This is a genomic window from Kitasatospora sp. NPDC086791 (assembly GCF_040685975.1).
Lineage (GTDB): Bacteria > Actinomycetota > Actinomycetes > Streptomycetales > Streptomycetaceae > Kitasatospora.
The window spans coordinates 43,830-62,508 of record NZ_JBFBOC010000035.1 but is presented as its reverse complement, the minus strand read 5'-3'; the positions used below and the strand labels follow the sequence as shown (position 1 = coordinate 62,508).

The 18,679-nt window shown below is 72.3% G+C and carries 21 protein-coding genes and 1 pseudogene; 7 read left to right on the top strand and 15 right to left on the bottom strand.

Annotated features, from left to right (window positions below):
- Positions 1-528: 528 nt before the first annotated feature.
- Together AB0Q99_RS29875 and AB0Q99_RS29870 are read left to right on the top strand one after the other, a co-directional pair.
- Positions 529-2,118 carry an AMP-binding protein gene (locus AB0Q99_RS29875; protein WP_363576695.1) on the top strand — a complete coding sequence of 530 codons (1,590 nt, stop codon included), beginning with the start codon at positions 529-531 and terminating at the stop codon, positions 2,116-2,118.
- 111 nt (positions 2,119-2,229) lie between these two features.
- Positions 2,230-3,966, top strand: a complete 1,737-nt coding sequence (locus AB0Q99_RS29870; protein ID WP_363576694.1) for a DUF885 domain-containing protein — start codon at positions 2,230-2,232, stop codon at positions 3,964-3,966.
- 830 nt (positions 3,967-4,796) lie between these two features.
- On the opposite strand, the gene AB0Q99_RS29865 is transcribed toward AB0Q99_RS29870, so the two are convergent.
- Complete coding sequence (locus AB0Q99_RS29865; protein ID WP_363576693.1) at positions 4,797-5,231, bottom strand: Hsp20/alpha crystallin family protein; 435 nt, start codon at positions 5,229-5,231, stop codon at positions 4,797-4,799.
- 367 nt (positions 5,232-5,598) lie between these two features.
- Positions 5,599-6,036, bottom strand: coding sequence for an Hsp20/alpha crystallin family protein (locus AB0Q99_RS29860; RefSeq protein WP_363576692.1), 438 nt, complete (start codon positions 6,034-6,036; stop codon positions 5,599-5,601).
- Positions 6,037-6,150: 114 nt separating this feature from the next.
- On the opposite strand from AB0Q99_RS29860, the gene AB0Q99_RS29855 reads away from it, so the two are divergent.
- Positions 6,151-6,837 carry a type III effector protein gene (locus AB0Q99_RS29855; RefSeq protein ID WP_363576691.1) on the top strand — a complete coding sequence of 229 codons (687 nt, stop codon included), beginning with the start codon at positions 6,151-6,153 and terminating at the stop codon, positions 6,835-6,837.
- A 77-nt stretch (positions 6,838-6,914) separates the two neighbouring features.
- Here AB0Q99_RS29855 and AB0Q99_RS29850 read toward each other — a convergent pair whose 3' ends face one another.
- Entirely contained in the window at positions 6,915-7,271 is a 357-nt protein-coding gene (locus tag AB0Q99_RS29850) for a PRC-barrel domain-containing protein (protein WP_363576690.1), read from the bottom strand.
- An 897-nt stretch (positions 7,272-8,168) separates the two neighbouring features.
- Between AB0Q99_RS29850 and AB0Q99_RS29845 the strand changes: the two genes are divergently transcribed.
- Positions 8,169-8,450, top strand: a complete 282-nt coding sequence (locus tag AB0Q99_RS29845) for a MerR family transcriptional regulator (RefSeq protein WP_363576697.1) — start codon at positions 8,169-8,171, stop codon at positions 8,448-8,450.
- Positions 8,451-9,253: 803 nt separating this feature from the next.
- On the opposite strand, the gene AB0Q99_RS29840 is transcribed toward AB0Q99_RS29845, so the two are convergent.
- The 3 genes from AB0Q99_RS29840 to AB0Q99_RS29830 all read right to left on the bottom strand — a co-directional run bounded on the left by AB0Q99_RS29840 (position 9,254) and on the right by AB0Q99_RS29830 (position 11,893).
- On the bottom strand, positions 9,254-9,634 hold the full coding sequence (locus tag AB0Q99_RS29840) for a CBS domain-containing protein (protein WP_363576689.1): 381 nt from the start codon (positions 9,632-9,634) through the stop codon (positions 9,254-9,256).
- A 138-nt stretch (positions 9,635-9,772) separates the two neighbouring features.
- A complete protein-coding gene (locus tag AB0Q99_RS29835; RefSeq protein WP_363576688.1) occupies positions 9,773-11,323 on the bottom strand; it encodes a DEAD/DEAH box helicase in 1,551 nt (516 codons plus the stop codon).
- Between the two features lie 366 nt (positions 11,324-11,689).
- Positions 11,690-11,893, bottom strand: coding sequence for a cold-shock protein (locus AB0Q99_RS29830; protein ID WP_030918248.1), 204 nt, complete (start codon positions 11,891-11,893; stop codon positions 11,690-11,692).
- Positions 11,894-12,376: 483 nt separating this feature from the next.
- Between AB0Q99_RS29830 and AB0Q99_RS29825 the strand changes: the two genes are divergently transcribed.
- A complete protein-coding gene (locus AB0Q99_RS29825) occupies positions 12,377-12,604 on the top strand; it encodes a hypothetical protein (RefSeq protein ID WP_363576687.1) in 228 nt (75 codons plus the stop codon).
- A gap of 180 nt (positions 12,605-12,784) precedes the next feature.
- Positions 12,785-13,147, top strand: a complete 363-nt coding sequence (locus AB0Q99_RS29820; RefSeq protein ID WP_363576686.1) for a hypothetical protein — start codon at positions 12,785-12,787, stop codon at positions 13,145-13,147.
- Positions 13,148-13,398: 251 nt separating this feature from the next.
- On the opposite strand, the gene AB0Q99_RS29815 is transcribed toward AB0Q99_RS29820, so the two are convergent.
- The 9 genes and pseudogenes from AB0Q99_RS29815 to AB0Q99_RS29775 form a co-directional block, all read right to left on the bottom strand.
- A complete protein-coding gene (locus AB0Q99_RS29815; RefSeq protein ID WP_363576685.1) occupies positions 13,399-13,554 on the bottom strand; it encodes a hypothetical protein in 156 nt (51 codons plus the stop codon).
- Positions 13,555-13,641: 87 nt separating this feature from the next.
- Positions 13,642-14,106, bottom strand: coding sequence for a TetR-like C-terminal domain-containing protein (locus AB0Q99_RS29810; RefSeq protein ID WP_363576684.1), 465 nt, complete (start codon positions 14,104-14,106; stop codon positions 13,642-13,644).
- 325 nt (positions 14,107-14,431) lie between these two features.
- Positions 14,432-14,602, bottom strand: coding sequence for a hypothetical protein (locus AB0Q99_RS29805; RefSeq protein ID WP_363576683.1), 171 nt, complete (start codon positions 14,600-14,602; stop codon positions 14,432-14,434).
- Positions 14,603-14,622: 20 nt separating this feature from the next.
- Positions 14,623-14,823: a CsbD family protein gene (locus tag AB0Q99_RS29800; protein WP_363576682.1), complete on the bottom strand. Its 201-nt coding sequence runs from the start codon at positions 14,821-14,823 to the stop codon at positions 14,623-14,625.
- Positions 14,824-14,944: 121 nt separating this feature from the next.
- A complete protein-coding gene (locus AB0Q99_RS29795) occupies positions 14,945-15,343 on the bottom strand; it encodes a DUF2267 domain-containing protein (protein ID WP_363576681.1) in 399 nt (132 codons plus the stop codon).
- Between the two features lie 49 nt (positions 15,344-15,392).
- Positions 15,393-15,521 (bottom strand): annotated as a pseudogene (locus AB0Q99_RS29790) (DUF2267 domain-containing protein); the annotation flags it as partial.
- A 13-nt stretch (positions 15,522-15,534) separates the two neighbouring features.
- The gene (locus AB0Q99_RS29785; RefSeq protein WP_363576680.1) at positions 15,535-15,828 is read right to left on the bottom strand and encodes an STAS domain-containing protein; all 294 of its coding nucleotides are present in this window, start codon (positions 15,826-15,828) and stop codon (positions 15,535-15,537) included.
- A gap of 130 nt (positions 15,829-15,958) precedes the next feature.
- Positions 15,959-16,393, bottom strand: coding sequence for an Hsp20/alpha crystallin family protein (locus AB0Q99_RS29780; RefSeq protein WP_363576679.1), 435 nt, complete (start codon positions 16,391-16,393; stop codon positions 15,959-15,961).
- A 572-nt stretch (positions 16,394-16,965) separates the two neighbouring features.
- Positions 16,966-17,928 carry a helix-turn-helix domain-containing protein gene (locus AB0Q99_RS29775; protein WP_363576678.1) on the bottom strand — a complete coding sequence of 321 codons (963 nt, stop codon included), beginning with the start codon at positions 17,926-17,928 and terminating at the stop codon, positions 16,966-16,968.
- Positions 17,929-18,012: 84 nt separating this feature from the next.
- Between AB0Q99_RS29775 and AB0Q99_RS29770 the strand changes: the two genes are divergently transcribed.
- Positions 18,013-18,609, top strand: a complete 597-nt coding sequence (locus AB0Q99_RS29770; protein ID WP_363576677.1) for a cysteine hydrolase family protein — start codon at positions 18,013-18,015, stop codon at positions 18,607-18,609.
- The last annotated feature ends 70 nt before the right edge of the window (positions 18,610-18,679 follow it).

The window sequence follows — 18,679 nt, the reverse complement described above, 5'->3', positions numbered from 1 at the left end:
CGAACTCCTCACCACCACCCCCAACCCCGACACCCGCATCAAGTACGCCCTCGCCCACTGCCGCACCCAAGCCACCCGCACCGCCACCCGCACCATCTGAAAGCCCAGGCCGCGCACCGGAAGTCGACCCCACCGACTTCCCGCGCAGCGAAGCCGCACCCCCACTCGGCGATGCTGGTCAACCAACCATCTCCGACGGCCCGTTGGGAGAGACGATCGGCTTCCTCGACACGGAGACCACCACCGGCGCACTCCGCCTCGACGGCGTCCGCACGCCCGTCGAGGTCCACCACAGCCACGGCTGCCGCAGCGCGCTGCTCCCCCGGCTGCCCTCCCAGCAGGGCTGTGTGATCGTCACTGCCCCTCGACGAGCACTGGGCCGCCGTGACCGACCTCGCCCTGCGCTCGCCGACGGCGTTCTGAGCCGCCCCCCGGGCCGGCGCACGGGTGATCCGAAAGGCCAACTCGCCGACCGGGCAGAGAGGATGGGACTACTCTCGGAGTATGGTTGCGAACCACCCACAAGAAGTGGCCATTCCCGAGCCGGAGTTCGTCAGCGCCCCCGCCCTGGTCCTGCGCTCCCTCGCCTCCGATCCCGACCGGCGGGCGATCACCACCGCTGACGGCGCGGTGATCACCGCCGGCGACTTCGCCGCCGCCACCTACCGCCTGGCCCGTGAACTCGTCGCCCGGGGCGCGGGCCGCAGCACCACCGTGACCCTGCTGACCGGCAACACCGCCGAGGCGCTGAGCGCCCGCTACGCGGCCGGGCTGGCGGGGGCGCGGGTGGTGAACCTGTACGACGGGATGAGCGCGCCGGTCCTGGCCGGGATCACGACCAGTGTCGACACCGCCATCCTGCTCGTGGACGCCGAACGGTACGGTACGGCAGCCGAGTTGCTGCCGCTGGTCGCCATCCCGACCGTCCTCACCCTCGGCCCGGGCCCGGAAGCGGCGGGCCCCGACGCCGATCGCCCCGGCCCCGGCGCCGAAGCGATCGGCGAGGACGTCATCGCGGCCTCCGCCCACCACCCCGCCGTGCCCCCGGCCGTCCGGGTCGGCCCGGAGGACGATGTGACGATTCGTCACACCGGTGGTACCACCGGCATCCCGAAGGGCATCCGCAGCCTGCACGGCCCGTACCGGCGCATCTTCGACGTCGCGTACGGCGGCAACGACCCGGACGCCGCCCCGCCCCGCTACCTCGCCGCCACCTCCCTCGCCCACCTCGCCGGCCTGTTCTCCGACCTGACCTTCCACAGCGGCGGCTCGGTGGTGATCCAGCGCTCCTTCGACGCCGGCGAGGTCCTGGCCGCGATCGAGCGCGAGCGCATCACCGACCTCTGGGTGCTCCCGCCGCTGCTGTACCAGCTGCTCGACCACCCGGCGATCGGCCGCACCGACCTGTCCAGCCTGCGCCGGATCTCGTACGGGGGTTGCGCCGCCTCGCCGTCGCGGGTGCGGGAGGCGATCAAGGTGTTCGGACCGGTCCTGGTGAGCGGCTACGGGCAGTCGGAGGCGCAGAACATCTCGATGCTCGCCCCGCACGAGCACGACCGGATCGGGCCCGGCGGTCAACTCTCGGTCGGCAGGCCGCTCCCGGGCGTCGAGGTGACGATCCGGGACCACGACGGCACCGAGCTGCCGACCGGCGAACAGGGCGAGATCCACGTCCGCTCGGCGACCGTGATGGCCGGGTACTGGAAGCGGCCCGACCTCACCGCCGAGGTGCTGCGCGACGGCTGGTTGAACACCGGCGACATCGGCTACCTCGACGGGGACGGCTACCTCTACCTGGCCGACCGCCTCAAGGACAAGATCATCGTGGTCGGCGGGCACGTCTACCCCGCCGAGGTGGAGGAACTGCTCCTGACCCACCCGGCGATCGCCCAGTGCGCGGTCTACGGGGTGCGGGACGCCCAGGAGGCGGAGCACATCCACGTCGCCGTCGTCCCCGCACCGGGGCGGCGGCCCGAACTGGACGAGGTCCGCGCGTTCGTCACCGCCCACAAGGGCCGGATGTACGCGCCGGAGGCGCTGCACCTGATGCCTCGGATCCCGCTGACGGCCGTGGGCAAGCCGGACAAGAAGCTGCTGCGCGACTCCCACGCGGACTGAGGAGGGCCCGGCACTCGTCCGCTCGGCTCGGCTGCCACGACGGTCCGTCCACCCACCACACCGTTCTCCCCGCCGCTGGGCGGGCCACGACGGGTGCGCCATCATGGCGCCATGGCAGCTGAAACGATCACCGCTCGCACCATCGCCGACCGCCATCTCGACCAGGTCGCCGCCCACGACCCTTTGCAGGCCGCCTGGTTGGGGCTGCACCCGGGGGACGACCGACAGCCGGACCTCTCACCGGAAGGACTCGAAGCGCTCGCCGACCTCGCCCGCCACACCCTCACCGCACTCGACGCCGCCACCACGGACCCCACTCACCCCACGGACCCCGCAGCGGCCGCCGCCGACCGCGCCTGCGCCCGGTTGCTCCGCGAACGCCTGACCGCCGAACTGGCCGTGCACGACTCCGGCGAGAACTTCCGCCAGCTGCGCAACATCGGCGCGCACGTCCACCGGGTCCGCGACATCTTCACCTACATGCCGACCGCCACCGACGACGACTGGGCCGCCGTGGCCGGCCGGATGCGCAACCTGCCCGCCGCGCTCGACGGGTACCGCGCGACCCTCACCGAGGGCATGTCCCGGCGCCTGCTCGTCGCGCCCCGCCAGGCCGCCACCGTCATCGACCAGCTCACCGCCTGGACCGGCGAAAGCGCCGGGACCGCCGCAGACTCCGGGAACACCGGGAACGCCTCGAACGCCGGCTGGTTCGCCGACTTCGTCGCCCCCGGCCCCGAGCGGCTGCGCGGCGAACTCGACGCCGCCGCGCTCCGGGCCACCGCCGCCGTCGCCGAGTTCCGCGACTGGCTGCGCGACGCCTACGCGCCGGCCACCGTCGGCACCCCGGACGCCGTCGGCCGGGACCGCTACCGGCTCGCCGTACGCCATCACACCGGAGCCGAGCCCGATCTGGACGAGGCCTACGCGTGGGCCTGGAGCGAGTTCCACCGGACCGCCGCCGAGATGCGCGCCGAGGCCGAGCGCGTGCTGCCCGGGGCGGGGGCCCTCCAGGCGATGCACCACCTGGAGCGGAACGGCCACGCGGTCGAGGGCGAGGAGGCGATCCGCGACTGGCTGCAGCAGGTCATGGACGGGGCGATCACCGCCCTCGACGGCACCCACTTCGACATCACCGGCCCGCTGCGCCGGGTGGAGTCCCGGATCGCTCCGACGGGCAGCTCGGCCTCGCCGTACTACTCCAGCCCCAGCCTGGACTTCAGCCGCCCCGGCCGCACCTACCTGCCCACCCTCGGGCGGGACTCCTTCCCGACCTGGCAGCTCGTCAGCATCTGGTACCACGAGGGCGTCCCCGGCCACCACCTGCAGCTCGCCCAGTGGGTCGCCCTCGCCGACCGGCTCAGCCGCTACCAGACCACGCTGGGCATGGTCAGCGCCAACGTCGAGGGCTGGGCGCTGTACGCCGAGCGCCTGATGGACGAACTGGGCTTCCTCGACGACCCGGCGCACCGCCTCGGCTTCCTCGACGAACAGATGCTGCGCACCATCCGGGTGATCATCGACATCGGCATGCACCTGGGCCTGGCCATCCCCGCCGACTCGGGCTTCCACCCCGGCGAGCGCTGGACCCCCGAGCTCGCCACGGAGTTCATGGCCACGTACAACGGCAGCCCCGCCGAGCTGCGCGACAGCGAGATCGTCCGCTACCTCGGCTGGCCCGGCCAGGCCATCGGCTACAAGCTCGGCGAACGCACCTGGCTGCGCGGACGCGAAGCGGCCCGCCGCCGCCAGGGCGCCGACTTCGACCTCAAGACCTGGCACATGAACGCACTCGCCCAGGGCTCCCTCGGCCTCGACGACCTCGACGAACAGCTCGCCGCCCTCTAGGAACGTCGCCGAGCCCCACCGGACTTCACCCCACCGTGGGGTTTGGCTCAACGAACCACCACCCCGGTGCCGAGAAGCCACAAGGGGTGGCGGCGCTGAGGGCCGCCACCCCGCTCCCCCCGTTGAAGCCGCCACGGAGCCGAGCCGTCACAGCGCCGCCGGGAACTCTCGACGTCTGCAACCCCGGCCAGTGGCGCCGAGAGCATCCGAGTATCCGTACGGATGCGGAGCACCCCCTGCCCGCCCAGGTTTCTGCGGGCGGGTACGGCGCACGCATCCGCACCCGGGGAGGGGAACCCACATGGGAGACAAGGACACGTCCGGCAGGATCGTGATCCAACCGGCCGACCTGCGGGCCCCGCAGGCATCGCCAAGACGCTGAGCGAGGAGCCGGAGAAGCCGGTCCAGGCCGCGCTGACCGCCAGGACCACCGTCTCGACCCAGCTCACCCAGGCCGAGTACGCCCACAGCCCCGTCCTGACCTGGATGCGACGCTGCGGCGCCGAGACCGGCAAGCTCGTCGACGACATCGCCCGGGCCTACACGCCGGTCGACCAGACAGCCGCTGTGCGCCAGGTTCTGCGCGGTCATGTCGCACGCATCACGGCTGACCGGGCTGCCGCGCGGCATGCCCCGGGAGAAAGCCCGTGGTTCCGCGCGGCAGCCGACCCTTTCCTGGGGTTCCAGGCCCGAGGGCCAAGGTCGGGCCTGGAGATCGGCGCCCTGCGCGGTTCGGCGCAGGGTCGGGGTTGGGGCGCGGCGCGGGCGGCCGGGGGGACTGTTCCGCCCGCGCGGCACCGTTTCCTCCGGGGCGCCAGGCCCGACGGGGGTCAGGCCCGGAGTTCCTTGCGGTCGCTGCCGCCGCTGATCTGGATCTTGCGGGGCTTGGCGGTCTCGGCGACCGGGATGGTGAGGGTGAGTACGCCTGCCTCGTAGGAGGCGGTGACGTGCTCGGCGTCGAGGGCATCGCCGAGGAACAGTTGCCGGGAGAAGACCCCGAAGGGGCGTTCGGAGAGCTGGACCTCGGCGTTGCCACCGCGCTCCGTGGGACGGCGCTCGGCCTTGACGGTGAGCGTGTTCTTCTCGACGTCCAGGTCGATCGCCTCCGGGCTGATGCCAGGAAGGTCGAACTGGACGTAGAACGTGTCGCCGTCGCGCCAGGCGTCCATCGGCATCGCGGACGGGCGCGACCACGTGCCGGTCGTGCCGAAGAACTGCTGGGTGAGACGGTCCAGCTCGCGGAAGGGGTCAGTGCGCATCAACATCGTCGAGTACCTCCTCGTCGAATCAACGGGCGACTTCGACGCGCTCACGCACCCGTCCTGACGTGTCACCTGTTCGGCGACAGGTGGGAATGTGTCGCCGAATGGATGACAGGACGGATGGTCAGGCGTCCTGAGGGAACAGGGCCCGGCGTCGGCGGCCTTCCGTGGACAGGCCACCGGCGACCGGGGTGCCGCGCGGACGGGCGGGCGCTGCCATGGCGCGCTCGCGGGCGGCGGCGCACCCGGGCGGTCGGCAGTGAACCCGGCAGTGAACGAAGGTCACCTGCGACAGGTCCGGCTCCGGCCTGCCGTGCCCGCAACTGAAGAGCTGCGGCCAGGGGGGCGGGGGGGCGACCTCGCGCGGGGGTCACGCCGCCGCGGGAACGGCCTGTCCGCTCTCCACGGGCGACGACTGTCCGGCCTCGCCGGCCCGGATGGTGATCTTGCGGGGCCGGGAGGCCGAGGTCACGGGGACGGTGAGGGTCAGGACGCCGTCCTGCAGGTGGGCCGCGATACGGCCCGGGTCGAGGCTGTCGGCCAGCTGGATCCGGCGCTCGAACACCCCGTGGGAACGCTCGGCGAGCCGGGTGCGCGCATTCTCGCCGCGCGGAGTGGGACGGCGTTCGGCCTTCACGGTCACCACCCGGCCCAGGACGTCGACCTCGATCGCCTCCAGCGGGACGCCGGGCAGGTCGAGCGCGATCACGAAACGGTCGCCCTCGCGCCAGGCGTCCATCGGAATCGGGGCCGGGCGCGACCAGGACCCGGGGGGCGCCTGGTGGGTCACCGCAGTGCGCATGGACATCGTCGGACACCTCCGGTCCAGAAGCTCTTGCTCGCACCGGTGCGGCGCGACACGAACCGTTGTAGCATGTCATCCTGACGATGACAAACTCCCAGTCAGCGAAAGAGTGACGACATGGATACGCAGGACACCGGTACGGCCGGGGTCGGCCCGGCCTCGTTCCTGGCCGCCGCCGCCGCGCTGGGCATGATGGACGCCGCCGCCCGCACCGCCCGCCACGCGCCCCCGGACAACGCGGACCAGAGCGACCCTCGGCAGGCCCTGTCCGCGCTCCTGCTGCTGCGCCACCTCCGCGAGGAACTCGCCGGCTGGGAGACCGGGCTGATCGAGACCGCCCGCGGCGCCGGGGCCACCTGGGCCGACCTCGCCGAACCGATGGGCGTCCAGAGCCGCCAGGCCGCCGAGCGCCGCTACCTGCGCATGCGCCCCGACGCCGAGGCCGGCACCGAGGCGGGCAGCACCGGCGAGCAGCGCGTCCAGGCCACCCGCGACCAGCGCGCCGCCGACCGCGCGGTGACCACCTGGGCCCGCGACAACGCCGCCGACCTGCGCCGCCTCGCCGGACAGATCGGCGCCCTGGACGGCCTCACCACCTCGGCGGCCCCCGCCATAGAACGCCTGCTGGAAGCGCTCGGCACCAGCGACCCCGCCCACCTGCTCGCCCCGCTCGCCGAGACCCGGCCTTTCCTGGAGGCGGGCCACCCGACGATCGCCGACCGCCTCGATGAGCTCACCGCCCGGACCGAACAGCTGCGCGCCGACAGCGGACGGCAGCGCCGCACGCCCCCGGCCGGCCCGTGAGCACCCCCGGGCGACCGCCATGACGACAGCACAGGAGGAACAGGACCAGCACATGCCCCCTCTGGGGACGGACCGGTTCAGCGACGGGCGAGCTGACGCTCTCCCGCGACGCCCTGCTGATAGGGGAGGCCGTAGTGCCGGAAGACGGCCTCCTCGTCCTCGGCGGGCAGGACGTCGTCGGTACCGATCGCAGGGCAGTCCTTGACCAGCGCCTTGGCGTAGGCCACTTTCACGTACCCGGGGCCGACCGAGGCCCCGTCGAGAGGGACGAAGACCAGGCGGTGGCGGGTGGGAAGTCCGATCTGGACCGTGGCCATGGCCGGCTCATCGGTGCTGGTGTCGACGTAGACCGCCTCCAGCGTCCCGATCTTGTGGCCGTCAGGGTCGACGACGTCATGGGTACGCCACTCACGGATGTCTTCTGCCCTGATCATCACGGCTCTCCCTTCGCCGGCACCTTCCAACGGTAAGCGCGGCGATCCGCCGTGTCGTCCGGACAGTAAGCACCCGCGCCGGGCGGCTTGCTTCGCCTGGTCGGGCCGAGCCCGAACACACGGTGATCGCCTCGACCAGGTCCGCCTGCCCGTCCCGGGCCGTCTCCGGTGCTGCCGGCACCGGTTCTTCCATTCCCGCCTCCCGGCGTGGTCTCGCTGGGTACGTCGGGCGCGCGGCGGCGGCTCGGGGGGTTGCCGCCGCCACACAGCGGGACAGGACCTCGCTCGCGGGCACCGCAAAATCTATGCGCGCCGGAGTAGACATTGCTCGCGGGTGGGCCTAACGTTTCTCTCGTAGACAGCAGTCGGCGATACCGGCCAGACACGAACTGGCCGGGGTTGTTGGACAGAAGTTCGCAGTTCGGTGCGGCAGTGGAGTTCCGAAGCCAGGCAGGTGCAGGGCGGCGACGGGGCTGACTGCCGGACCGGGTGGGCCGTCAGGGCCACCGATCAGCAGTACGCAGTTCAGTGAGTGCAGTACCAGCAGTACGAAAGTGACAGTTCAGTACAGAGGATGAACGGAGGGCGCAAGCGCCATCAGGATCGCCCGGCCCGTGAACACTCGTCCGGGCGGACACCGCGGACCCCAACGCAAGGACGGTGGTTTCCGGTCACGCATACGCGATCCCCGCACACCCCTCCCCCGGGGCAGTGCGGAAGTAGAAGGACCGGCCCAGGCCGGTAGATGGTGTTGTTCCCCCTTCGGGGCCCCGGAGCCGACACGGCCCCGGGGCCCCTCGACGCGTTCTCCCCGAGAACCAGAGAGGTGCAGTGACGACAACGGCCAGCCCCGACACACCCGACAAGCTCGACGACGACGACTACCCCGCCTACACCATGGGCCGCGCCGCCGAGATGACCGGAACCACCCCCGGCTTCCTCCGGGCCCTCGGCGAACACCGCCTCATCACCCCGCTACGCTCCGACGGCGGCCACCGCCGCTACTCCCGCTACCAGCTACGGATCGCCATGCGCGCCCGCGACCTCGTCGACCAGGGCACCCCCATCGAAGCCGCCTGCCGCATCGTCATCCTCGAAGACCAACTCGAAGAAGCCCTACGCCTCAACGAACAACTCCGCCGCACCCAACACCAGCAGGAGCCCACCGCGGACACCTGACCCGCCCGCCAGGCCGACGAGACCGGCCTGCCGTGAGCGGCAGGTGCTCACCGCAGGCCGCCCCGCGAGCGAGCAGCTCCGGCCACCGATCGCCGGGCGGCCCCGGGCCGCCCGGGGCCACGGCTCTGCGTCCTGGTGGAGTCACACAGGGCGTTTGTTCACCACGGTTCCGCCCGGGGCATGACGCGTGCCCCAGGTGGGCCCGGACCGGACTCCCCTCGTGAACGGGCCTGGCCCACCCTCCCACCCCCTGGGCCGACAGCCCCCGACGGCCCGTTCGCGACTCCCGCGTCGCGCGAGCGTTGGCAGCGGGCGGGACACCGAATCCGTCTGTGAGCGGGAATGGGCGGCCTGATTCCCGACCCGGTGGGCGAGCGCGACCGGGAGACCGGCCCGCTGCCGGCCGCCGTGGACAGCCCCTGGACGTCCCTTCCGTCCGGCCGGAGTCGGTGGTCGACGTGTTCCGGGTCGTGTTCTTCGACCCCGGCGGCCTCGACGCCCTCGTCCGCGCCCACCTGAAGGCCCGCGAAACGGGCACGGAACCCCACGTGCTGAACTCGCCCCCGCCGGTCGCAGTCCTGCTGCACCCCCACCAAGCCTCGACCAGGTGCCGCGGGTGAGCCCCGCCCCCGCGGAACCCGCTTCCGCGCAGAGGGGATTCCAGGATCCTGTGCCGCCCGGTCGTCCCGGCGCGTCCACGGTCTGGAGGAGGGTCATGGCGGCGAGGCACGGGCCGAAAGGGGAGGCGAAGTCTTCCCAGGCGGATGCGGCGGCTGTCGGTGTGCCCGGGCCGACGGGCTGGTCTAGAGGCCGAGCAGGCCGATGGCGTGGCCGTCGGGGTCGACGACCGGCCACACGGCCAGGCCTCGGGCGCGCATGGCGGAGGCTGCGGTGGCGGCGGGCATGTCGGCGGTGGCGAACGGGGCGCGGTCGAAGGCGATGTCGCGGACCGGGGTGCGCTCGGTGGACCGGGTGCGGGTCTGGAACGGGGCGAGGTGCAGGCGGGTCAGCAGCCCGGCGCAGCGGCCGTCGTCGTCGCGGACCAGGAGGTGGTCGGCGCCGGAGCCGTGCAGGATGTGGATCGCCATGTCGAGCATGACGTCGTCGCTGATCTGGAGCTCGGGGTGGGTCATGAGGTCGCGGACCGTGGTGGTGGTCGCGGGGCGTTCGAGGGTGAGGGCCATGGGGGCTCCGTGGTGTCGTTTCCGCCGGGGCCGGCGGTGGTCGGGTACTGGCGGCGGGACGGTCGACGGGGTCTGCCGGGGGGCCGCCGGAGGCGGGCCCGGACCGAGCGGGCGGCGGTCCGGGCCCACGTCTGCTTGCTAGGCGGCGAGGGCGACGCGTCGGGGTGCCCGGCGGCGGCCGGAGGGGCCCTGGGTGTCGCGGCTCGCTGCGGTGGCGCGGGTGTCGCCGCCGGTGGAGGCGGGGCGTCCGCGGCGTCCGCGCTTCGCGGACGCGCTGCGGCGGGGGCGTTCGACGACGGGGTCGGCGATGACGACGGGCACGCCGGTGGGGACGCGGGCGCCGGTGATGCGGGTCAGGTCCTCGTCGCCGGCGCTGACGCGCGTGGTGACCGGGGTGATGGCGGCGGTGGCCATCATGCGGGCCATCTGGCGGCGCTGGCTGGGCAGGACGAGGGTCACGACGGTGCCGGACTCGCCGGCCCGGGCCGTGCGCCCGCCGCGGTGGAGGTAGTCCTTGTGGTCGCTCGGCGGGTCCAGGTTGACGACCAGGTCGAGCCCGTCGACGTGGATGCCGCGGGCGGCGACGTTGGTCGCGATCAGCGCGGTCACCTGGCCGGTGCGGAACTGCTCCAGGGTGCGGGTGCGCTGGGGCTGGGACTTGCCGCCGTGCAGGGCCGCGGCCTTCACGCCGTTGGCGAGCAGGTCCTCCACCAGCGTGTCGGCGCGGTCCCGGGTGTCGGTGAACATGATGACCCCGCCGTCACGGGAGGCGATGTGGGCGATCGTGGCGTTCTTGTCGTGGTTCTGCACGTGCAGCACGTGGTGCTCCATCGTGCTGACCGCCCCGGCGGACGGGTCCACCGAGTGGGTGACCGGGTCCTTGAGAAAACGGCGGACCAGGCGGTCGACGTTGCGGTCCAGGGTGGCGGAGAACAGCATCGTCTGGCCTCCTTCGGCGACCTGGTCGAGGAGTTCGGTGACCTGCGGCAGGAAGCCCATGTCGGCCATCTGGTCGGCCTCGTCGAGCACCGTGACGCCGACGCCGTCGAGCTGGCAGTCGCCGCGTTGGATCAGGTCCTTCAGCCGGCCGGGGGTGGCCACGACGACCTCCGCCCCACGGTTGAGCGCCTGGGCCTGGCGTCCGATCGACATCCCGCCCACCACGGCCGCCATCCGCAGCCGCACCGCGTGGGCGAACGGGGTGAGGGCATCGGTGACCTGCTGGGCGAGCTCGCGGGTGGGGACCAGGACCAGGGCCAGCGGGCGGCGGGGTTCGGCGCGCCGTCCGGCGGTGCGGGCCAGCACGGCGAGGCCGAACGCGATGGTCTTGCCGGAGCCGGTGCGGCCTCGTCCGAGAACGTCGCGGCCGGCCAGCGAGTTCGGGAGCGTCGCGGCCTGGATGGGGAACGGCGAGGTGACGCCCTGGCGGGTCAGCGTCTTCAACAGGGCCGCGGGCATGTCCAGTTCGCCGAAGGACTCGACGGCCGGCAGGGCGGGGGTGGTGCTCACCGGCATCGCGAACTCGCCCTGCGCGGTGGAACCCTGGCGGGCGCTACGACCGCCGGTCGGCCGGTCGCCGTAGAAGGAGCTGCCGCCCGAGCGGGAGCCGTAGGCGGGGCCGGCGGATCGGGAGGAGGCCGAGGAACGGGAGTTGACGTTCTGGTACGAGGAGCGGCTGGAGCGCTTCATGGGAGACCTTCCTGGGCGGCACGTCGCGAGGCGACTCCGCAGCGCGAGGCGCCGGCAGGAGGCCGCAGGGAACGGGCCGAAAGTGTGGAGTGCGGGGCGTGGACGGTGAAACCGTGCGGCACGTCACCTCAGGTCGGCGCTCACCGCGGAGGGCGGGAGCGGAGAACCTCGAACCGTGAGCTGTCACGGCAGGGCGGCGATCCGGACGCGGCGCTGTGCGTCTCGCGTGGGGATGGCCGCCGGTGGCGGAGCCAGGGGGCCTGAACGGCCGGGGATGTGCGTGGTGGCGCAATGCCGAGGGGCCCGCACCGGGCATCGTGTACGCGGTGCGGGCCCCTCGCTACCAGGCGGGTGCCGTGGCGGGAACTACAGCGGGCGAATGTTCTCGGCCTGCGGGCCCTTCTGGCCCTGCGTGACGTCGAACTCGACCTTCTGGCCCTCGAGCAGCTCACGGAAGCCGTTGGCGTTGATGTTCGAGTAGTGGGCGAACACGTCCGGACCGCCGCCCTCCTGCTCGATGAAGCCGAAGCCCTTTTCCGCGTTGAACCACTTCACAGTGCCATTAGCCATAAAAAATCTCCTTCAAGGGGCTGTCCGGAACCCGCACAGCGCGGAATCCGAGTCGCCGCGATGAGCACCCACCCGGGGAAGAGCCGGGAAACAAAAAGGCGCCTGCGAAACATCAGCAGGCGCACACAAAGTTCATGGGAACCACTACTGCAACTGAAACGACTCTAGCAGGCCAAGGCCTGCCACGGGCGGAAATTCCACCCCCGGTTCTGCGGGGCCCCTTCCCGGAGGCGCCAGGGCGCGAGGCCACGGGACTGTCAACGTGACCGCATGGCAGCCCAGTTGGGCCTGCCATGCGCCCCCTTGGGCACCGACTGTTCACTCTCCCCGGGAGGGTGAATCGCGCAGGCGCCGAGCCCGCCCCTCGGCGCGGCAGACCCACGAAAGCGACGCACCGCGCCCACCGGCACCATCCGGAGGCACTCCGAGATCGAGTGTGCGAGGAAGGCGCGCTCCCGCGGTTTTCGAGCCATACTGCAGGAAATGACGAAATCTTCAGCAGCCCGCCGTGTCCTGCCCACCAGCCCCTTCAAGGCCCGGATCGAAGCACCGCGCAAGCACTTCGCCGTCGGTGACCGCGTCACCCACGACACGTACGGCCTCGGCCGGGCCATCGGCGTCGAAGGCGACAGTGACATCGCGGTACTCGTCGACTTCGGATCGCGACAGGAACGCATCACCCAGCCCTACGCCACGATGTTCAAACTCTGACACCGGACGCACGCGGTTCTCCGCCGAGTCCGGCGCCCGCGCATGGAGCGGGCCCTGCGGTGCACCCCTGGCCGGCTCGACGGCCGGGGCCGCGCGCCCTGACGGGGCCGACGAGCACCCGTCGCTGCCCGCTGCCCAGGCCCGTGGGCCCCGCGGAGGCGGTGGCATATTCTGTGGGACATGTCGAACCCCGACGGGCTGCTCGTCGACATCGCGGCGATGGTCGAGTCCGAGCGCAGCAACCAGATGTCCCTGACCGTAGTGGTCCCCGGAGCCGTGATCACCGGCAGGCTCGCGCCGGTGACCCTGTGGCTGGAGCGGGTGGCCGAGGTCCTCCAGGCCTCGGAACACCTGAAGCCCTTCGCCACTCTCTTCGCCCCGCCCGCCGACGGCTCGCCCGCACGGCCCACCCATCTGCATCTCCACCGGGCGAAGATCCTGCAGGGCGACTTCGGGCTGCCCCACACCGGCGGCATGTACCGCATCGCCATCAAGGACGTCAGCAGCTGGACGGTCGGGGACCTCAGCTACTCCGACTCCTGATCGCCACGGCAGGCCACGTGGCCGCCCGGCTCGGTGACTTGCCTCCCCGCAGCACGAGTCGCTGAGCCCTGAGCGGGGTGTAGTGACCGCCGGCCCGGGTGTCGGGGCGGATCCACGGGCGGCCCAGGCCGAGGAGACGACCTCGCGCACGTGTCACCGCCGCCGACTGGGTCGGCGGCGGTGTCGGCGTGCGGGCGTTGAAGGTAATCGATGATTCCGCCCTGCAGCCGGATGATGCGGTGTTCTGCGGCCTACCAGTAGTGGCGGTGGCCGGCGACCTCGTGGCCGACTGCGCCCATGACCCACAGGCTGACGCCGATGAGTGCCAGGACGATGCCGATGGTCCACAGGAAGGGCCAGGCGGTGACGAGTCCGATGATGAGGAGGATGACTCCGAGGATGATCACGATGAGCTCCGGTTGATTCCTGTGCCCCGTTGGTGTGGTTCTCCGCTGATGCGGGGGAATTGCTGTGCCCTTCCGTTTGGGTAGGTGTTACGGGATCGGGGCGAGTGTGGCGGTGAGGCCGGTGAGGATGTCGAGGCCGGTTTCGAGTTCGGCGGCGCCGCCGTAGGTGGCGAGGGTGGTGGCGAGGCTGCGCAGGAGGGGGAATTCGGTGATCGGTAGCCGGTGCAGGCCGAGCCTCAAGAGGTCGTCGGTCTCGTCGGGGTTGTCGACGAGTTCCTGGAGTTCGTTGAGGACGTGGCCGTGGAGGAGTCCGAAGAGGGCGCGGTAGATGTGCAGGGCGTCGGCTCCGGTGAAGCCGGCTCGGGTGAGCAGGGTGAGGACGGCTTCGAGGGGGCGCAGGGTGCCGCGGGGGCGCAGGACGAGCGGGGTGGCAAGAGGGCGGGTGACCAGGAGCGGTACGACGTTGGGGTGGGCGAGCGCGATCCTGCGGTAGTCGCGGGCGACGGCGCGTAGGCCGCGTCCCGGGACGCCCGCCGCGAAGCGGGCGCACACCCGAGTACGACCCCGACGTCCACAAGGGCGACACCTGCTACAGCTCCCACGGACGCCGAGCTCACGCCGCCCGCCGCGGGGCAGGAGGGGGCACGACCGGCGGCTCCGGTGAAGCGCCGCTCGGCCGGACGGCGGTCGGTCGCGGCCTGCAGGAGGTCGTAGAACTCCGCGGAGACCGCATAGTCGCCGGTGCCGCCCACGTCCGCGCGTTACCTGGACGGAGACGTGATGTCCGCCCCTCTTCGACGCTACGGTCCGCCCCCACCGACCGCACGGCCGTCGCAGCGGGGCCCGTGCTCTGGTGCCGTCACGGGTCAGCCCGGGCTCAGCGCAATCTGCGTGAGCTCCGCCCGCGGCCCAGGCGCACGCCCCCGAGCACCAGGGCGGCGACGAACAGCACGGCGCCGATCACGAGCAGCCACAGCAGGCCTTTCACCAAGGCGCCGACAAAGCCGAACACCACGGCGATGAGCAGAATGACCAGGAACACGGCCATGACGGTGCTCCCTTCCTTCGTCAGTCGTTGCGCTTCAGGGCGCCCTTTGCCCGGTCGGCCGCGGCCTGTGCTGCGTCCTCGACGTCGTCCGCGGCCTGCTTGACCTTCGACTCCACCTGGTCGGCCTGGCCCTCGCCCTCGAGTTCCTCGTCACCGGTGAGTTCGCCGGCCTTCCCCTTCGCCTTGCCGGCCAGTTCCTGCGCCTTGTGGCGAAAGGTCACTCATCGGCTCCTCCAGTCGTCCACCGGCAGCGCATCAGCACCACTCGTTCGTCACCTTTTTACCGATATTTACCCGTTCATGCGCGCGGTACGGATCTCCGGTCGTCCTGGCCGGTGCGGGTCAGGCGGCGGCAGGGGCGAGGTCGGCGCGGCCGAACAGGAGCGCGTAGCCGCGGGGGAGGCAGGCGAGGAGGCGGTCGGTGAGCTCCTCGCCGGCGAGATCGGTGAGTGCGGCAAGGACGCAGGAGGCGTCCCAGCGGGCGACGGCGAGGGTGGTGTTCAGGTTGCGGGCGACGGCTTCGACGAAGGCGGGGGCGGTGACCGGTTCGGTCAGGGGGATCGGGGCGACGAGCACGGCGCGGGCGCGTTCGGGCAGGGCGGCGGCCATGTCGCAGCGTTCGTCGCCGGTGAGCTGGGAGCCGAGCAGGCCGAGGACGGCGTCGAGGACGTGTTCGGCTTCCCGGTCGCCGTCATAGCGCCCGAGGTCGCGGACCCGCTGGACGAGGTGGTGCCAGGTCATGTCGAGTGCCTTCCGTACGTGCAGGCCGCTTCGGGGCGGCACGCGTGGGTCAGGGCCGCCGGCCGGGCTGGGGCCGGCCGAAGAGGACGTCGTAGCCGGGCGGCGGCAGCTGGAACAGGACGCGCTCCACGAGGTCGTCGCCCGCGACGTCGGCGGCTGTGGACAGCACGGCGCCGATGTGGCGCCCGCCGTCAGGCTTCGACGATCAGCCGCCGGTTCAGGCCGGTGAGCTTGAGCAGACGCAGTACCCGGGGGCCGGCCCCGCGCAGGATCAGGCGCGCGCCGAGGCGGTCGGCCTGGTTCTGGGCGTGCACGAGCGCTCCCAGGCCCGAACAGTCCATGAACTCCACGCCGGCCAGGTCGAGCACCACCTCCCGATAGGCCCGGAGTGCGGCGCTGAGGCGCCGGCGCAGTTCGGGGGCGGTACAGAGGTCGAGGTCACCGCGGGCGGTCACCAGGGCGGCTGCCGTGTGAAGGGTGTGCATGGCGCTCTCGGTGTCAGGTCGGCCTGCACAACGCTCGGCGTGCTCGGGGACGGGTTCGGGTGGGGCCCGGCGGTGGGCTGTCCCGCGCGGCACGGGGGAAGCCGCGCGGGACAGCCCGGCTTGCGTGGGGTCAGGCCTGGATCTGCTTGCGCTCGCCGTGGTGGCTGATCGCGATCTTGCGGGGCTTGGCCTTCTCGGCGACCGGGATCTTCAGCGTCAGCACCCCGGCGTCGTAGTCGGCGCTGATTCCCTCGGGATCGAGGGTGTCGGAGAGCATGACCTGGCGGGAGAACACGCCGAGCGGGCGCTCGGACAGCTCCCACTTCACGTCCTCGCCTTCGTGGCGCGGGCGGCGTTCGGCCTTGACGGTCAGCATGTTCCGCTCGACGTCGATGTCGATCGCCTGCGGGTCCACCCCGGGCAGGTCGAAGGAGATCACGTACTCGTCGCCCACGCGGCAGGCGTCCAGCGGCATCGGGGCCGGACGCGACCAGGTGCCGTTCGTGCCCAGGAACTGCTGGGTCAGGCGGTCCAGCTCGCGGAACGGGTCAGTGCGCATCAGCATCGCGAAACACCTCCAGCGGCTAAGGGTTGCCAGTGCGCTTCACCTGAATCCGTTCTAACACGTCATCCATCCGGTGACAAGTTTCCGAGCCATCCAGAGGATGACGCCGTCCGGGAAGCACACGCGGCTCAGGTCGAGGTCCAGGCGGCCGCCGCAGGCCCGGGCGGCGGCACGGAGGAGTCCGCCAGGTGCGGCGGTGTCGAGTTCGTCCTCTCCGGTGAGCACGGGGTCGCCTGCCGTCCTTCGGCTGCCGCCTCCGCCTCGTTCTCCGATGCCCCCTCCGACCGGGACTGCGCCCTGAGGGGCTCGGCGATGCCATGTGCACGGGCGGCATGGGCTCGAGACCCGCTCACCGGCGAAGGGCTCACGGTCACCGAGTGTCGGAAGATCCCCGCCGGCAACCCCGCCGCCCAGCCCATCGCCGCCTTCTCCGCCCGGCACCCCAGCAGCCGGTACGTCGTGGACGTCGACAGCACCAAGGGGCATGACCGGATGTCCCTCGCCGTCCGCACCCCCTGCCTGGTTCCTCCGTCCGAATCGCCCTTTCCCGCGCCCTCCGCGACGGGTGCTCCCTAGCCCTCCTCCCGGCCTCGGAAGGCCCGGCGGTATTCGCGGGGTGCCACGCCGACCCGGGCGGTGAAGACCGGGCGGAGGGAGACGGCCGAGCCGAAGCCGCAGCGGGTGGCGACGGTGTCGACGGGGAGGTCGGTCTCCTCCAGGAGGCGCTGGGCGGTGAGGACGCGCTGGTCGAGGAGCCAGCGGGTCGGGGTGGTGCCGGTGGTGGCGGTGAAGTGGCGGGCGAAGGTGCGTTCGGACATCAGGGCGGCGGCGGCCATCCGGGGGACGGTCCAGGGGGTGTCGAGCGAGGCCAGGATCTCGGCGCGGACGCGGGCGAGCGGGTCGTCGGCGGCGGGGGCCGGGACCGGGGTGGGGATGAACTGGGCCTGGCCGCCGGCCCGGAAGGGGGCGGTGACCATGGCGCGGGCGACGGTGGCGGCGGCCCGCTGGCCGTGGGCGGTGCGGACCAGGTGGAGGCAGAGGTCGATGCCCGCCGCGACGCCGGCCGAGGTCCACAGGCCCTCGCCGCCGGTGAAGAGCACCTCGGGGCGGACCGTCACCGCCGGGAAGCGGCGCGCGAGTTCGGAGGCGACGGCCCAGTGGGTGGTGGCCTCGCGGCCGTCCAGCAGGCCGGCCTCGGCGAGGACGAAGGCGCCCGCGCAGAGCGAGGCGATCGGGACGCCCCGGGCGCGGACGGCCCGCAGGGCGGCGAGGACGGCGGGGTCGCGGTCGGCGCCCGGGTCCTCGACGCCCGGGACGACGACCAGGTCGCAGTCGGCGAGCGCCGCCAGCCCGTGGTCGGGGACCCGTTCCAGTCCGCCTCCGAGCCGCACCCGGGTGCCCTCCGGGCCGCAGACCCGCAGGTCGAAGGCGGGCAGCCCGGGGCGGGTGGTGGCGCGGTTCGCCCACACCTCGCCGATCACCGCGTAGTCGAAGGCCCGGACACCGTCGAAGATCAGACAACCCACGGTTCGCATGGCACCAACCTATGGCAGGAATCCATCGATGGGTGGCGTCCCTGCCCATCACGGCCCCGCCACCCGGGCGAGCACGATGGACGCATGACGAACACCGACGCCTTCGACGCCCCGCTCACCCTCGACCCCGACGCGGTCCTGCTGCTCATCGACGTCCAGAAGGGCTTCGAGGACCACGAGTTCTGGGGCCCCCGCGACAACCCGCAGGCCGAGCAGCGGATGGCCGAACTGATCGCCGCCTGGCAGGCCACCGGCCGCCCGATCGTCACCGTGCAGCACGCCTCCGGCGGTGGGCCGCTGGTCAAGGGCACGCCGGGGTACGAGCTGAAGGACTTCGTCGCCGGGATCACCCCGGACCTGCACGTCACCAAGACCGTCAACAGCGCCTTCTACGGCGCCCCGGACCTGCACGCCTGGCTCCAGGCGCGCGGCGCCCGCCAGCTGGTGGTCACCGGGATCATCACCAACGTGTGCAACGAGACCACCGCCCGGATGGCCGGCAACCTCGGCTACGACGCGATCTTCCCGACCGACGCCATGCACGCCTTCGACATGACCGGCCCCGACGGCACCACCCTCACCGCCGCCGAACTCGCCCGCGCCACCAGCACGGTGCTGCACGCGATGCGGTTCGCCAAGGTGGTGACCACCGAGACGGTGCTCGAAGCGACCAAGGCCTGAGCACCTCAGGCCCCGAGCAGCGGCTCGTACGCGGTGCCCTCCTCGGCGTTGAGCAGCACGTACGACGCCC